The organism is Macrococcus animalis, assembly GCF_047425875.1.
GTDB classification, from domain to species: Bacteria; Bacillota; Bacilli; order Staphylococcales; family Staphylococcaceae; genus Macrococcoides; species Macrococcoides animalis.
In genome coordinates, this window is sequence record NZ_CP179727.1 from 1,772,457 (window position 1) to 1,787,891 (window position 15,435).

The following is a 15,435-nucleotide window of genomic DNA, read 5'->3' on the forward strand; positions in this document are numbered from 1 at the left end:
ATTAGATTTCATTTTGATTTGTGATGATTTTATTAACAATTCCGTAATCTAAAGCTTCTTGCGTGCTTAACCAATAATCACGGCCAGTATGTTGTTCAACTTCTTCTAGCGGTTTACCAGTTTCACGTGCGATTAATTCATTTAACTTTTGACGTGTACGGATAATTTCTTTTGCAGTGATTTCCATGTTTGACGCTTGTCCTTGTGTACCACCACTAGGTTGGTGAATCATGAAACGTGTATTTGGTAATGCATAGCGATTTTCCTTCTTACCAGATAAGTAAATCAGTACGCCAGCACTTACTACCCATCCAGCCCCGATAATTTTGACTTCTGATTCGATAAAATTAATCATGTCATGAATTAAATATCCTGAATCAACATGTCCACCAGGAGAAGAAATAATTAATTTGATAGGTTCGTGGTTAATTGAATCTAATAATAATAATTGATTGACAACTTCTTTCGCTGATTTATCATCGATACCACCAGAAATAAGAATTGTACGTGATTCTATCATTTTCTCTAACATAATATCTTTGTTTTCATTTGTCATAATGTGCCTCCTATAAGCTTATTTATTTCATTTTATTGCTTTGGTCAATTTAAGTCAAAAAATATGGTTTAATATAATTTGATAATTACTCTATATATTTATAAAAATTCTGTTATGATGAGTAAAACAATGACTTCAAAAGGAAAGGTGAACATATGAAATTCAATGCAAAACAGTTTTTTTCGAATATTTTAAATGGTATGGCAGCAGGGATTGTAGTTGCTTTAGTACCAAACGCGATGTTAGGTGAATTATTTAAATATTTAGCACAATATCACTCAATATTCACAAATTTAGGGCAATTATTGATTATATTCCAATTTTGTTTAAGTGCATTAGCAGGGATCACAATCAGTCAACAATTCAAATTTAACGGATTACAGACTGCAATTCTATCTGGTGCATCTGTGTTAGGTTCAGGTGCAGTTCAATTTAATGGTAAAGGATTTATGTTTGTAGGTATCGGTGACATTATTAATATGATGTTTACGATTGCAATCAGTGCATTCTTACTTACGATATTAGGTAATAAAATGGGCAGTTTAAATATAGTCTTCTTACCGTTAATAGCTGGTATACTGCCAGGGTTTATAGGTTCATTATCATTACCTTTCGTTAAACAATTTACTGGTGCAATTGGTCAATTAATTCAGCATTTCACTACCTTAAATCCTTTGTTAATGTGCATATTAATTGCGATGAGTTTTAGTATATTAATGGCAACACCAATTTCGCTTGTTGCAATTGCAACGGTTATTAGTTTATCAGGATTAGGCAGTGGCGCTGCAAACCTGGGGATTGTAGCTTGTTGTTATACTTTTATTTTTGGTTCTTTACGTGTGAACGATAAAGGGACTGTTACAACATTAATAATTGGTGCCGCAAAAATGATGATGCCTGTTTACTTCAAACATCCGATCATTATTGTAGCATTACTGATTAACGGTTTAGTCGCAGGTTTATGTGCATACTTCTTTCATGTACAAGGAACACCAATGTCAGCAGGTTTTGGTTATACTGGATTGGTGGGTCCAATAAATGCACTTAAGTTTATGGAAGGCAGTTTCACCCAAAATGTGATCAGCTTATTATTGGCTTACGTTGTCATTCCATTACCAATTGCTTTTGGAACACATCAAATATTAAAAAAAGTGTTACCACGTTATAATGACGAAATATATTTATATAAAGCAGAACAGTAATTGATGCATAAAGTAACTGGGACAGAAATGTTCTGCCACAATTAAAAACCGAACGAAACTATTAAATCGCTGAAGTGAAGTGCACCCCAAAAGTTAGATTTTAGGTCTAACTTTTGGGGTGCACTACATTTGTGATTTAAAGATCGTTCGGTTTTTGTCGTATTGGTAACTTCTGTTGCGCAGTTTAGGCTCTTAATGAGAAGATAATTAATATTTTTGTTTCAAGCGCTTTATTTTACTGTTGATAATTGATAATAAAACGTTCAAGTCTTACCATTGCTTCTTTAATCTCTTCCATACTAGAAGCAAATGATAATCTTATATGACCTTCACCATATTTAGAGAAAGCACTTCCTGGCACAACTGCGAGTCTTTCTTGTTCCAATAAATCTGTGGCAAATTGATAAGAGTTTTTATTATATGCTGATATGTTTGGAAAGATATAGAATGCACCTTGTGGTTTTTCAACAGGTAAACCTAACTTTGTTAATTTATCATATAGATAATCACGTCTTTCAATATAAGCTTGATTCATTACTTTCACTGTTTCTGTATCTTTAAACGCTTCGATAGCCCCAAATTGACTTGGTGTTGCAACACAAATCGAGTTATATAGATGGACAGATGTTACGTGATTAATAAGTTCAGCTGTTGATACCACATAGCCGATACGTGCACCGGTGATAGCATGAGATTTCGATAATCCGTTTATAACAAATAATTGATGACGTACTTCAGGAAACTCTAAGAATGAATGATGCGGTGTATCATACACGTTTTCACTGTAAATTTCGTCTGTCACGATAAATATATCTTCATCTTTTAACATAGCAACTAAACCTTTAATTTGGTCGCGGGTAAGTGTTTTACCGGTTGGGTTCGTTGGATAATTAAATAATACTGCTTTTGTCTTTGGGGTAATTGCTGCTTTAATTGCTTCAGGTGTTGGTACTAAATGCGTTTTAGTTGTATCAACGAGTATGACTTTTGCGCCAAGTAATTTAATAATTGGTTCATAACCTAAATAACAAGGTGACGGTAATATTACTTCATCTCCTGGATTGATGATTGTTCTAAACACATCATCAATCGCTTCGGAACCACCATTCGTTACTACAATTTCAGTTTCAGCATCATAGTTAGCGTTAAATTTTTTTGAAATTACTTTACTTATAGACGCCCTTAATTCAATTAACCCTCTGTTATGTGTATATCGAAGTTGGTTATTTTCAATAGCAGTAATCATCGCTTGTTTAACTTTCTCTGGTGCTAAAAAATCAGATTGTCCTAAAGTCAGATCAATACAATCTTCTAAACCCGACGCTTTGTTTGCGAATTCTCTTGTTCCTGGTATCGTCACTTCATTAATAAATTGATTTAACTGTGGCATGTTTATTCACTTCTCTTCCTGACATTTTTGTTGATGATTATACGCTATATCACGTTAATTAGCAAAAGGATATCACACAATACAGAAAAAAAACAATATTCTGTATTGTATACTTATACGTAATTATGTATAATAATATTTATCTCAAAGGAGGGGAAGATATTGTCTGTTAAAACGATAGGAAAATATATATTAATAATGTTATTAATGTATTCATTAATTCCACACACTGCTGAAGCCAAAAGTGATCAATTTGATACAGTGAAAAAGAATGGTGTATTACGAGTCGGTTTATCAGCAGATTATGCACCATATGAATTTGAAAAAACGGTTAATGGTAAGCGAGAGTATGCTGGTATTGATATCGAACTCTCTAAAAAAATTGCTAAAGATTTAGGTGTTGAATTAAAAATTGTCAATATGCAATTTGACAGTTTGCTTGGAGCACTGAAAACAGGAAAAATCGATGTTATTATTTCAGGAATGAGCCCAACGCCTGAGCGTAAAAAAGAAGTCGATTTTTCGGATTATTATATGCATGTTCAACAACGTATGATTATACAAAAGAAAGATAAAAAGAAACTAAGTAGTATTGAAGATTTTAAAGGTAAGAATATCGGAGTTCAAAAACAAACGACGCAAGAAGAACTAGCTAAAAAAGAAATTCCAGATGCTAATGTCACATCACTCACGCGTGTACCTGAGATTATCATGTCACTTAACACAGGTAAAATTGATGGGGTGGTATTAGAAGGGCCAGTTGCAGAAGCATATCTATCTCAAAATACGAGTTTAGCATTTTCAGATATGAAATTTGCAGATGCAAATAAAGGGACGGCGATTGCGTTACCTAAAGATTCACCGAAGCTATTAGATGCATTAAACAAAACGATTAAAGATATTGAAGATCAAGGATTACTGCAAGATTATAAAGATAAAGCCAATAAAGCGATGTTTGATGAAGGATCATTCTTTAGTAAATATGGTACTTTCTTCATTCAAGGGATTGGTGCAACGATTCTTATTTCATTAATTGGTGTCGTGCTAGGTTCAATCTTTGGTGGGATTCTGGCATTTATGAAACTAAGCAAAAATCTTATACTTAAATCAATCTCATGGATATATATAGAATTTATAAGAGGTACACCATTACTTGTTCAAGTATTCTTAGTTTATTTTGGAACGACAGCAGTTCTTGGCATCGATTTATCAGCATTTATTTGTGGTGCGATTGCACTCGTGATTAATTGTGCAGCTTATATTGCAGAAATTATCCGTGCGGGTATTAATGCAGTTGATAAAGGTCAATCAGAAGCAGCTCGTTCTCTTGGATTAAGCCAGGGACAAACGATGAATAAAGTTGTAATGCCTCAAGCGATTAAAAATATATTACCAGCTTTAGGGAACGAGTTTGTTACCGTTATTAAAGAGTCTTCAATCGTATCAGTTATTGGGGTTTCTGAATTGATGTTTAATGCGCAAGTCGTACAAGGTGCATCATTTGATCCATTTACGCCACTGTTGATTGCTGCGATTGTATACTTTATCCTTACATTCGCATTAAGTCGAGTAATGAATGTATTCGAAAGGAGAATGAGAGTTAGTGATTAAAGTGAATGATTTACACAAAAATTTTGGTAAAGTTGAAGTATTAAAAGGTATTGATTTAGATGTTACTGAAGGTGAAGTTGTTGCAATTATTGGTCCATCAGGTAGTGGGAAATCAACATTACTGAGATGTTTAAACTTACTTGAAACACCCACAAGTGGTGAGATAATATTTGAAGGCAATACATTAACCGCTAAAGGAACAGATATTAATATACTACGACAAAAGATGGGCATGGTGTTTCAAAGTTTCAACTTATTTCCGCATAAGACAGCAAAAGAAAATTTAATGTTAGCCCCTTCATTATTAGGTAAGGGAAGCAAAGATAAACTAGAAATGAAAGCATTAGAATTACTTAACAAAGTTGGTTTATCAGATAAAGCGAATAATTATCCATCGCAATTATCAGGTGGACAGAAACAACGTGTTGCGATAGCGCGTGCACTGGCAATGGATCCTGATGTTATTCTATTCGATGAACCAACATCTGCACTAGATCCAGAAGTTGTAGGTGATGTATTGGCAGTTATGAAGAAACTTGCTGAAGAAGGAATGACAATGGTTGTTGTCACGCATGAGATGGGGTTTGCAAAAGAAGTAGCAGATCGCGTAATATTTATGGATAAAGGTGTCGTTCAGGAAATTGGCGCACCAGATGAATTTTTTAATAACCCTCAAAATGAACGTGCGAAAGCATTTTTATCAAAAGTTCTTTAATTATAGAAAAGCGTATAGCGGACAAAATTATTTGTCTTATATACGCTCTTTTTATGTTAAAATAGTATTCTTAAATATCAAGGAGGTGTAGTGATGTATCAAAAGCTAAAGCAAGAGGTTATAGAATACAGTAAAACAATTGGAATCGATGCTATTGGTTTTACGACGGCTGAACCTTTTGAATCGCTACGCCCAAAATTAGAAGCGTATTACGCTAATAATTACGACTCAGGCTTTGAAAAAGGATCGATTGAAGAGCGTATTAATCCGAAAGTTTCATTACCTTCAGCTCAATCTATTATCGCGATTGCTGTAGGTTACCCGAATAAATTACCGAATGCACCGAAAAGTTTGCGTGGTGCCCGACGTGGTATATTTGCACGTGCGTCTTGGGGGATAGATTATCACACATTATTAAATAAACGTTTAGAGCTGCTCGTTGCATTTATTAAAGAACGGATGCCTGATGTTGAAACAATGAATATGGTCGATACCGGTGTGCTCAGTGATCGTGCGGTTGCAGAGCGTGCCGGACTTGGATATGCAGCGAAAAATGGCTTTATCTTAAATAAAGATTTAGGGACATGGACATATCTTGGGGAAATACTTGTGTCTATTCCATTTGAACCTGATCATCCTGTCATTGATTCTTGTCTGGACTGCACGATTTGTATTGACCGATGTCCAACAGGTGCTTTGTTGGGTAATGGACAACTCGATTCGAATAAATGTATTAGTTTTTTAACGCAAACGAAAGGCTTTATGCCAGATGAATACCGCGCTAAAATTGGCAATCGTTTATATGGTTGTGATACGTGTCAACAGGTGTGCCCGAAAAACCGTGGCATTAATACGATGCAAGATGATATAGATTTAGAACCTGAAAAATTAAAACCACTTCTCGTCCCATTATTAAAAATGACAAATCGTGAATTTAAAAACGAATTTGGCCATTTGGCCGGAACATGGCGTGGAAAGAAACCGATTCAACGTAATGCAATCCTCGCACTTGCGCATTTTAAAGAAGTAGAAGCAATACCTGAACTTAAAGACGTCGCAGAAAATGATCCGCGACCAGAAATTAAAGGAACCGCTTATTGGGCTATTGGGCAAATCAGTCGTCATGAAATAGATTATTTAAATGCAAGATACGATAAAGAAACGGATAAAGATGTTAAAATAGAAATATTAAAAAGCATAGAAAGCGTGGAAAAGTAAATGTCATCAATTAATGTAGTGTTATACCAACCGGAAATACCAGCTAATACAGGGAATATCGCAAGAAGTTGTGCAGCAACGGATACACACCTTCATTTAATTCGTCCATTAGGTTTCTCAACAGACGATAAAATGTTACGTCGTGCAGGGTTAGATTATTGGCAATTCGTCAATATTACATACTATGATAGCATCGAAGAATTCTTTGAAAAAAATAAAGGTCATTATTACTTATTAACGAAATTTGGTACAAAACCGCATACCACATTTGATTACAGTAATACGAATGAAAAACATTATTTCATTTTCGGTCGTGAAACAACAGGATTACCAGACTGGGTTAAAGAAAAATACATGGATACAGCATTACGTATTCCAATGAACGACAATGTGCGTTCTTTAAACTTATCGAATACAGCAGCGATTCTTATTTATGAAGCATTACGCCAACAAAACTATCCTGGATTAAGTTAAAAATTAAGGAGGGTTACCAATGAACGAAATCATTCAGTTGTTACAAAGTCACCGTTCAATTCGTAAATTTAAAGATGAAGCATTATCAGAAGATACTATCGAATTACTCGTTCGTGCCGCTCAAAGTGCATCAACGTCTAGTTATGTTCAATCATACTCAATTATCGGTGTAACAGATTTAGAGAAAAAGAAGCAATTACGTGAAATCAGTGGTCAACCCTATGTTGAGCATAATGGCCACTTGTTTGTGTTTGTGGTGGATTATAATCGTCATTACGCATTAGGTGAGCATTTAAACCAATCTGTAGAAGATTATTTTGGGACGACAGAATCATTACTCGTTGGAACAGTGGATGCAAGTTTAGCGAGTCAAAATATGGCGATTGCAGCTGAAAGTATGGGGCTAGGTATTTGCTTTATTGGTTCTCTTCGTAATAATATGCAACATGTCATTGAGATATTAAATTTACCAGAGTATACATACCCATTATTTGGGATGGTTGTTGGTGTGCCAGAAAATGAAGGCAGTCAGAAAGAAAGGCTGCCTGTTGAAGTGATATATCATGAGAACGGTTATAAAGCTTTTGATTATTCAAATTACGCAGATTATGATACACGTACAGCAGCATATTATCGATTACGCACAAATGGTGCTAGAAGTGATCGATGGAGCGAGCAGGTTATCGGTATGCTTTCTCAAAAAGCGCGATTAGAAGTTGATAGTGTCTTAAAACAACAAGGGTTTTTAAAACAATAAAATGATAATAATAAAAATCCGAAGACCACATTCAAAAGATGAACAGTCTTCGGATTTTATTGTTAATAAGAACTACTTATTTAAATCTTCTTCCTTAACACCGTAGCTAGATTCTTTGCCAGCAGTTAAAATAGCTGTAAGGAAAGCGATACATACCATACCGATTAATAATGTATTCATTGGTAATCCCCCTGATTAACTTAATAATCATATTATAACCTATTCAATAAAGTTTTAAAACAACAAAAAAGGATTGATTGGATGAAAGCAATAATAAATGCAAAAATATATACAGAAGATAAGGTCATAGATAACGGCTATATCGTGTTTGATGAAACAATTGTTGAGATTAATGAAGGAACATATAAAGGTGAGGCAGATATAATAGACGCGCGAGGAAATATCCTTCTCCCAGGGTTTATTGACATTCACATTCATGGCGGCTACGGTGCTGATAGTATGGATGCAACTCATGAATCTTTAGACAAACTAACAAAAGGTATATTAATTGAAGGAACAACATCATTTTTACCGACTACGATGACGGAATCAATACCACGTATAAAGCTAGCGCTTGAAAATATTGCGTCATTTGAAAGTAAAGGCGCTGAGATTCTAGGTGTGCATTTAGAAGGACCATTTATATCTGAATTTAAAGTTGGTGCACAAGATCCACAGTTCGTTATCAGACCAACTATAGATATGATTAATTCGTTCTCAGACGCTGCTAAACAACAAATAAAAATTATAACGATTGCTCCTGAAGTAGAAGGTGCAAGTGAAGCGATTGCGCATTTCAATCATATTATATTTTCGGCAGGGCACACTATTGCTTCATTTGATGAAATGAATAAGGCAGTAGAACATGGATTACGTCATATAACACATTTATATAATGCTGCGACAGGGTTCACGCATCGTGAACCAGGTGCTTTTGCCGCAGCATGGTTAAATGATGGATTAAATACTGAATGTATTGTTGATGGCGTCCATTCTCATCCAGCCGCAGTAAAAATAGCTTATCGTTTAAAAGGTAGAGATAAATTTATGGTTATTACAGACGCAATGCGTGCGAAGGGTTTAGGGGATGGTGAGAGTGAATTAGGGGGTCAAAAAGTAAATGTTGTGGGAAATGAAGCGCGTTTGGATGATGGTACTCTAGCTGGTAGTGTGTTAAAAATGAATGATGGGCTTAAGAATTTTATAGCGTTTACTGACGAATCTTTAGAGAACGCATGGCGTGTGATGAGTTATAATCAAGCTGTCGCATTAGGCGTTGATGACCGTATTGGAAGTATAAAAATAGGAAAGCAAGCAGATTTAGTTTTATTAGATGTTGAATTTAATGTGTTATCTACTGTCAAAAGAGGGTATAGCATATATAATAGAGAAGAATAGATTATTCTTAGGAGGAAATATCATGGCTATGAATTTTAAAGTATTTGAAGATAAATTAACAGTATCAAACTATGTTGCAGATTTATTCAGAAAACAAATGAATAACAACCCAACATCAATTATTGCAACTGCATTAGGCGACGAAGCATCACATGTTATTTCAGAATTGAAAGCAGACATTTCTAAAAATCCAGTAGATACAAGTCAAATTCATATTTTTGATTATGATAAGTTACGTGGTGAATTTGGAGTAGTAGGTATTGTAGATGAACAGTATCACGAAGCAACAGGAAAAGATATTATGGATTTAATTAAGAATGAAGCAAAAACAAAAGAGAATAAAGGTAAATTAACAACGTTATTTGCAACGATTACTCAGGATGGATCCGTCGGATATAAAGAAATAAATCAAGATGACGATAAAGGTTTAAGATCAGCACGTGAAATCATTTTAGTATTAACTGGATCAAATAATGCACCAATAGTTGAAAAGTTATACAAAACTGAAGCAGGTGGCGGATTTGAAGCAGCGAACTTAAAAACACATCGTATGGTAAACGTCATCTTAGATAATGCAGCGGCAGCTGGATTACCACAAGATGTACGTGAATATTACTTCCAAAAATTTGCATAAAGGAATGATGACTTTGTCAACATCTCATGATAATAAAAATGAAATGGTCAATGATTTTGAAGATGTCGTTGAATTAGGTAAGGAAATGGAGCAAATTTCTGTGCAGAATGCAGAAGCTTTGGAAACTGAAAATGAAGAAAAAGAAGTTAATGAGAAAGATAGCACGCAATAATATTACAACAGTACATAAATTTATTATGTACTGTTTTTTTGAATATATAATGAATGTAAGCGCTATTTAATGTAAAATATAAGTATTATAGTATATAAGGGGAGAATCATAATGTCATTTAGAATTGAACACGATACATTTGGTGAAATTGAAGTACCATCAGAAAAATATTGGGGTGCACAGACACAGCGAAGCAAGCTAAACTTCCCAGTAGGTAAAGAGCAGATGCCGATAGAAGTAGTGTATGGATTTGCACAATTAAAAAAAGCAGCTGCAATTGTCAATAAAGATCTTGGAAAGTTATCCGCTGAAAAGTCTGATGCAATTGTGAAAGCATGTGATGATGTTTTATCTGGGAAATTAGATGCTCATTTTCCTTTAGTGGTATGGCAAACAGGTTCTGGTACACAGAGCAATATGAATGTAAATGAAGTAGTAGCCTATGTTGCAAACATGTATTTAGAAGAAGCGGCAAGTACTGAAAAAGTTCATCCTAATGATGATGTGAATAAATCACAATCATCTAATGATACATATCCAACTGCAATGCATGTAGCACTTTATCACGAAATTGAAGCGAAATTAATGCCTGCATTAAATACATTACGTAACACTTTAAAAGAAAAAGAAGAAAAATTTGCTAACATCATAAAAATCGGACGTACACATCTGCAAGATGCTACGCCACTAACGTTAGGTCAAGAAATTTCTGGATGGCGTTATATGTTAGATAAATGTGAGGCGTTATTAAATGTATCTAAAAAAGAATTATTAAATTTAGCGATTGGTGGTACTGCAGTAGGTACAGGTATCAATGCTCATCCTGAATTCGGGGACAAAGTAGCAAAACAAATCAGTGTGCAAACAGGTTATGAATTTGTTTCATCTGCAAACAAATTTCATGCATTAACTGCTCATGATGAAGTAACATTTGTACATGGTGCTTTAAAAGCATTAGCTGCTGATTTAATGAAGATTGCAAATGATGTACGTTGGTTATCATCAGGGCCACGTGCTGGTTTAGGTGAATTATCTATCCCTGAAAATGAGCCAGGATCATCAATTATGCCAGGTAAAGTAAATCCTACACAATCTGAAATGTTAACGATGGTAGCCGTTCAAGTGATGGGTAATGATACTGTTATAGGTATTGCAGCGAGTCAAGGAAACTTTGAGTTAAACGTATTTAAACCGGTAATAATGTATAATACATTACAATCCATTTATTTATTAGCAGATGGTATGAATTCATTTAATGATAACTGTGCAGTAGGAATTGAGCCAATTGAAGAAAACATTAATAATTATTTAAATCAATCTTTAATGTTAGTTACAGCTTTAAATCCCCATATCGGATACGAAAAAGCAGCGTTTATCGCAAAAACAGCTCATAAAGAGGGTTTAACTTTAAAAGAATCAGCAATCAAATCAGGATTTTTAACTGAAGAACAGTTTGATGAATGGATTAAACCAGAAGAAATGATACACCCAAAATAATAGCGTTTTAATCTGAAAGGGCAGGTAAGTTATGAGAAGATTAGGTTTAGTAGATATCGGTTCAAATACAATTCGTTTAGTAATTTTTGAATACTCAAAAGAAACAGGATTGCAAGAATTGCAAAATATAAAAACACCTGCACGATTATATCAATATTTAAGTAAAGATAAAGAAATGTCTGCACGTGGTATTGAAGTGCTTTGTGAAACCTTAAATAGTTTCCAAAAAGTTGCCGAAAAATTTAGTGTACATGCATTATATCCAGTAGCAACAGCTGCAGTACGTCAAGCAGTTAATATTGAAGAAATTATATTAAAGGTGAAAGACAGAACTGATATTGATATGCGTATTATTTCAGAAAAAGAAGAAGCTTTCTTTGGATTTTATGCGGTCATTAACACATTAGATTATGAGGATGGTGTTACTGTAGATATTGGTGGTGGCAGTACAGAAGTTACATTCTTCGAAGATAAAGAATTAAAGTTTTCTCACAGCTTTCCATTTGGTGTTGTCACACTTCAAAATATGTTTTTTGAGGGTAAGCCCCATAATGATAAAGAAGCCATTGAAGATGCTGCAAAGTTTATTAAGCAGCAATTTAGAAGTTTACGTTGGTTAGAAAAACGTCGTGTTCCAATTATCGCAATCGGTGGCTCAGCACGAAATATCGCTAGAATTCATCAATCGATTACAGGATATCCAATTGCAGGCGTCCATGGATATGCGATGAGAGAAGAGGATTTAGAACTTGTATTTAAAAACTTAACCAATGCTTCACAAGATGATTTAGAAGATTTAGATGGATTAAGTCGTGATCGTCAAGATATTATTGTACCTTCATGTGTACTCTTTAATACGTTGTTTGATGAAGTGGATGCAACGGAATTTATCTTTTCTCGTAAAGGATTACGAGAAGGTGTCATTATGAATATCCTTGAAGACGAATTCGTATTACCATTTGATAAAGACAATGTTTTTAAAGATTCTTTGAAGAATCTGGCTTCAGATTATAATATCAATCAAGAAGAAGCTAATCAACGTGTGATGATTGCAGAAACACTTTACTACGAATTAGATAAGTTTGAGTTGATAAAAGGGAATAAACGAGATAAAGCATTTTTAAGACATGCAGCTTATTTATATTACTTAGGCAGTTATATCGATTCAGATGCTTCGAGTCAACATACTTATTACATCCTATCAAACTCGAGTTTGAATGGCATAAGTCATAAAAATAGAGTGAAGCTTGCATTGCTCGCAAGCTATAAAAATAAATCATTGCTTAAGTTTTATGAAGATGAAACGAAATGGTTTAATAGTGAAGAACGTGAGGTAATTCATATGCTTGGTAGTATATTGAAATTTTCTTATGCATTAAACATCAGTAATACAAATATCGTACAAGGTTTATATTTTAAGAAAAAAGATGATCATTACGATTTGATTATTGAATATATAGGTGACGCAATTGCTGAAGAATATCAAGCAGAAAGACAAAAAAAACATATCGAAAAACTAATAAAGTCAAAACTTAATCTCATTTTTACAGAATCTTTACAATAGTTAGGTATAACTAGTGTAGACTGATAATAATACAATAAAAGTGGATGTGACGATAATGGAAAAAGTAGATTTAAACAACAAAGCATTTTACAACAATCGAGAGGTAAGTTGGGTAGGTTTTAACCGTCGTGTAGTAGAAGAAGCCTTCGACAAAAAAAATCCATTACTAGAACGCCTTAAATTTTTAGCAATCGCAAGCTCAAATGCAGATGAATTTTTCATGGTACGTGTTGGGGGACTTAAAGACCAAGTAGCAATGAACTTTAATGAACCTGAAAATAAAACTCAATTAACACCTACTGAGCAATTAGTAGCAATTGACAGTGCGAACAGAGAAAGTGTGAAATTACAATATGAACAATATAAAGCTTTAATTCAAGAGTTAGAAGGATATCAGGTTTTCTTTAAAGCGATGGACGAATTATCACCTGAAAATTACGAAATTATTTCTCAAAAATTTAATTTTGAAATCTTGCCTACATTAACGCCATTAGGAATAGACGCTTACAGACCGTTTCCGAAATTATCAAACAAATCATTAAACATATTTGTTGATGTTGAGACGGATTCTGGAGAAAAGAAATCAGCGATCGTTCAAATCCCAGCTTTATTAAATCGTATTATTCAATTAAAAAATGGTGATCGTACAATCTTCGTATTACTTGAAGATGTTATTAATCATTTTATTGATAAATTATTCTTTGGATACAAAGTTATCCGTACATTTACTTTCCGCATAACAAGAAATGCAGACTTGACAATTCATGAAGATGGTGCGGAAGATTTATTGATTGAAATTGAAAAGTTCTTAAAGAAACGTAAAAGTGGAGCTGCAGTTCGTTTAGAAATTGATACGAGACATGATAATTCAATTAACGGTTCATTCTTAATGAATGAGTTAGAAATTGAAGAACGTGATATTTATAAATTAGATGGGCCATTAGATTTAACGATGTTATTCCAATTGGCAGGAATGATTGAAAAACAATACCCGCAACTTGCATTCAAACCATTTGAGGCAGCACCACCTAAGTACTTACAAGGTGGCAATATATATGAGGAAGCGACGAAGCGTGATATCTTCTTCCACCATCCTTATGAGTCATTCCAACCGATTGTAGATTTCATTAAACAAGCTTCAGTTGATCCAAATACTTTAGCGATTAAACAAACACTATATCGTGTTTCTAGTGATTCTCCAATCATTGATGCATTAAAAAATGCTGCTGAAGCAGGGAAACAAGTGACTGTACTTGTTGAGCTTAAAGCAAGATTCGATGAAGAAAATAACGTGCACTGGGCACGTATGCTTGAAGAAGCCGGGTGTCACGTAATTTATGGTATGACACACTTGAAAACACACTCTAAAATTACATTAGTTGTGAAAAAAGAAGGCGATGATGTTGTACCATACGTTCATTTAGGTACAGGTAATTATAACGATAAAACAGCAAAGATATATACAGATATGGGTATTATCACTACAAATAAAGAAATTGGTCAAGATGCAATGAACTTCTTCAATTACTTAAGTGGTTACTCAGAAAAACCAACATATAAGAAATTACATGTTGCACCATTTGAAATCCGTGATGAGTTCGTGGAACATATCGATCAGGAAATTGCATGTCATAAAGCACATGGTAATGGTTTAATCATTGCGAAAATGAATTCTTTAACTGATAAGACAGTGATCAAGAAGCTATATGAAGCGAGTCAAGCAGGAGTTAAAGTAAAATTAATTATTCGCGGTATTTGTTGTCTTCGCCCAGGCATTGCTGGGATTAGTGAGAATATTCGTGTTATCAGTATCGTTGGTCGATTCTTAGAACATTCAAGAATTTATTATTTCTTCCATAATGGCGAAGAAAAAATGTATTTATCTTCAGCTGATATGATGACACGTAATATGATTAAACGTGTTGAAATTTTATTCCCAATCATAGATCCTAAGATTGTTAATGAATTAAAAGAAATCTTAGACTTACAATTAAACGATAACCAAAAAGCACGTGAGCAAGATGCAAATGGTGTCTATCATTATGTTCGTAATGACAAGGATGCTGTGAATTCACAAGAAGAATTAGTGAATCAAGCTGAAACTTATAAACGTTCATTAGTGAAAGCGAAAGTAACTGAACCACGTCCAGTAATGAGCAAACGTGCAAGATTATTAGGATTTGTAAGAGATAGATTGAAAAAATAATACAAAAATAGCACCATCGTCTACCTCAAAGGTTCACGGTG

14 protein-coding genes are annotated in these 15,435 nt (G+C 34.1%); 12 read left to right on the top strand and 2 right to left on the bottom strand.

Annotated features, from left to right (window positions below):
- Window position 1: 1 nt before the first annotated feature.
- Window positions 2-556 (bottom strand): ATP-dependent Clp protease proteolytic subunit, encoded by a 555-nt coding sequence (locus tag ACMGE9_RS09350; protein ID WP_414042507.1) that lies wholly within the window; start codon window positions 554-556, stop codon window positions 2-4.
- A gap of 155 nt (window positions 557-711) precedes the next feature.
- Here ACMGE9_RS09350 and ACMGE9_RS09355 point away from each other — a divergent pair, with 155 nt between their 5' ends.
- Window positions 712-1,758 (top strand): PTS transporter subunit IIC, encoded by a 1,047-nt coding sequence (locus ACMGE9_RS09355; RefSeq protein WP_414042508.1) that lies wholly within the window; start codon window positions 712-714, stop codon window positions 1,756-1,758.
- 235 nt (window positions 1,759-1,993) lie between these two features.
- Here ACMGE9_RS09355 and ACMGE9_RS09360 read toward each other — a convergent pair whose 3' ends face one another.
- Window positions 1,994-3,148: an aminotransferase class I/II-fold pyridoxal phosphate-dependent enzyme gene (locus ACMGE9_RS09360; RefSeq protein WP_414042509.1), complete on the bottom strand. Its 1,155-nt coding sequence runs from the start codon at window positions 3,146-3,148 to the stop codon at window positions 1,994-1,996.
- A gap of 198 nt (window positions 3,149-3,346) precedes the next feature.
- On the opposite strand from ACMGE9_RS09360, the gene ACMGE9_RS09365 reads away from it, so the two are divergent.
- The 11 genes from ACMGE9_RS09365 to ACMGE9_RS09415 all read left to right on the top strand — a co-directional run bounded on the left by ACMGE9_RS09365 (window position 3,347) and on the right by ACMGE9_RS09415 (window position 15,394).
- Window positions 3,347-4,759 carry an ABC transporter permease subunit gene (locus ACMGE9_RS09365; RefSeq protein WP_414044484.1) on the top strand — a complete coding sequence of 471 codons (1,413 nt, stop codon included), beginning with the start codon at window positions 3,347-3,349 and terminating at the stop codon, window positions 4,757-4,759.
- Window positions 4,752-5,474 carry an amino acid ABC transporter ATP-binding protein gene (locus ACMGE9_RS09370; protein WP_414042510.1) on the top strand — a complete coding sequence of 241 codons (723 nt, stop codon included), beginning with the start codon at window positions 4,752-4,754 and terminating at the stop codon, window positions 5,472-5,474. The genes ACMGE9_RS09365 and ACMGE9_RS09370 overlap by 8 nt, the downstream gene beginning before the upstream one ends.
- A 93-nt stretch (window positions 5,475-5,567) precedes the next feature.
- Window positions 5,568-6,692, top strand: coding sequence for a tRNA epoxyqueuosine(34) reductase QueG (queG, locus tag ACMGE9_RS09375; RefSeq protein WP_414042511.1), 1,125 nt, complete (start codon window positions 5,568-5,570; stop codon window positions 6,690-6,692).
- Complete coding sequence (trmL, locus tag ACMGE9_RS09380; protein ID WP_414042512.1) at window positions 6,693-7,166, top strand: tRNA (uridine(34)/cytosine(34)/5-carboxymethylaminomethyluridine(34)-2'-O)-methyltransferase TrmL; 474 nt, start codon at window positions 6,693-6,695, stop codon at window positions 7,164-7,166.
- A gap of 19 nt (window positions 7,167-7,185) precedes the next feature.
- Window positions 7,186-7,923, top strand: coding sequence for an oxygen-insensitive NADPH nitroreductase (gene nfsA, locus ACMGE9_RS09385; RefSeq protein WP_414042513.1), 738 nt, complete (start codon window positions 7,186-7,188; stop codon window positions 7,921-7,923).
- A gap of 261 nt (window positions 7,924-8,184) precedes the next feature.
- Window positions 8,185-9,321, top strand: a complete 1,137-nt coding sequence (gene nagA, locus ACMGE9_RS09390; protein ID WP_414042514.1) for an N-acetylglucosamine-6-phosphate deacetylase — start codon at window positions 8,185-8,187, stop codon at window positions 9,319-9,321.
- A gap of 22 nt (window positions 9,322-9,343) precedes the next feature.
- The gene (locus tag ACMGE9_RS09395; protein ID WP_414042515.1) at window positions 9,344-9,955 is read left to right on the top strand and encodes a glucosamine-6-phosphate isomerase; all 612 of its coding nucleotides are present in this window, start codon (window positions 9,344-9,346) and stop codon (window positions 9,953-9,955) included.
- Between the two features lie 4 nt (window positions 9,956-9,959).
- Window positions 9,960-10,127, top strand: coding sequence for an SAS053 family DNA gyrase inhibitor (locus tag ACMGE9_RS09400; RefSeq protein WP_414042516.1), 168 nt, complete (start codon window positions 9,960-9,962; stop codon window positions 10,125-10,127).
- 111 nt (window positions 10,128-10,238) lie between these two features.
- Window positions 10,239-11,624 (top strand): class II fumarate hydratase, encoded by a 1,386-nt coding sequence (gene fumC / locus ACMGE9_RS09405; protein ID WP_414042517.1) that lies wholly within the window; start codon window positions 10,239-10,241, stop codon window positions 11,622-11,624.
- A gap of 31 nt (window positions 11,625-11,655) precedes the next feature.
- The gene (ppx, locus tag ACMGE9_RS09410; protein WP_414042518.1) at window positions 11,656-13,188 is read left to right on the top strand and encodes an exopolyphosphatase; all 1,533 of its coding nucleotides are present in this window, start codon (window positions 11,656-11,658) and stop codon (window positions 13,186-13,188) included.
- Window positions 13,189-13,243: 55 nt separating this feature from the next.
- Window positions 13,244-15,394: an RNA degradosome polyphosphate kinase gene (locus ACMGE9_RS09415; protein ID WP_414042519.1), complete on the top strand. Its 2,151-nt coding sequence runs from the start codon at window positions 13,244-13,246 to the stop codon at window positions 15,392-15,394.
- Window positions 15,395-15,435 lie beyond the last annotated feature (41 nt).

Excerpts from the sequence above, each read along its gene's own strand:
- ACMGE9_RS09400 (WP_414042516.1), top strand. The coding sequence starts at position 9,960 with ATGATGACTTTGTCAACATCTCATGATAATAAAAATGAAATGGTCAAT.
- trmL (WP_414042512.1), top strand. The coding sequence starts at position 6,693 with ATGTCATCAATTAATGTAGTGTTATACCAACCGGAAATACCAGCTAAT.
- nfsA (WP_414042513.1), top strand. The coding sequence starts at position 7,186 with ATGAACGAAATCATTCAGTTGTTACAAAGTCACCGTTCAATTCGTAAA.
- fumC (WP_414042517.1), top strand. The coding sequence starts at position 10,239 with ATGTCATTTAGAATTGAACACGATACATTTGGTGAAATTGAAGTACCA.
- ACMGE9_RS09350 (WP_414042507.1), bottom strand. The coding sequence starts at position 556 with ATGACAAATGAAAACAAAGATATTATGTTAGAGAAAATGATAGAATCA.
- ACMGE9_RS09415 (WP_414042519.1), top strand. The coding sequence starts at position 13,244 with ATGGAAAAAGTAGATTTAAACAACAAAGCATTTTACAACAATCGAGAG.
- ppx (WP_414042518.1), top strand. The coding sequence starts at position 11,656 with ATGAGAAGATTAGGTTTAGTAGATATCGGTTCAAATACAATTCGTTTA.
- ACMGE9_RS09365 (WP_414044484.1), top strand. The coding sequence starts at position 3,347 with ATGTTATTAATGTATTCATTAATTCCACACACTGCTGAAGCCAAAAGT.
- ACMGE9_RS09395 (WP_414042515.1), top strand. The coding sequence starts at position 9,344 with ATGGCTATGAATTTTAAAGTATTTGAAGATAAATTAACAGTATCAAAC.
- ACMGE9_RS09355 (WP_414042508.1), top strand. The coding sequence starts at position 712 with ATGAAATTCAATGCAAAACAGTTTTTTTCGAATATTTTAAATGGTATG.
- nagA (WP_414042514.1), top strand. The coding sequence starts at position 8,185 with ATGAAAGCAATAATAAATGCAAAAATATATACAGAAGATAAGGTCATA.
- queG (WP_414042511.1), top strand. The coding sequence starts at position 5,568 with ATGTATCAAAAGCTAAAGCAAGAGGTTATAGAATACAGTAAAACAATT.
- ACMGE9_RS09360 (WP_414042509.1), bottom strand. The coding sequence starts at position 3,148 with ATGCCACAGTTAAATCAATTTATTAATGAAGTGACGATACCAGGAACA.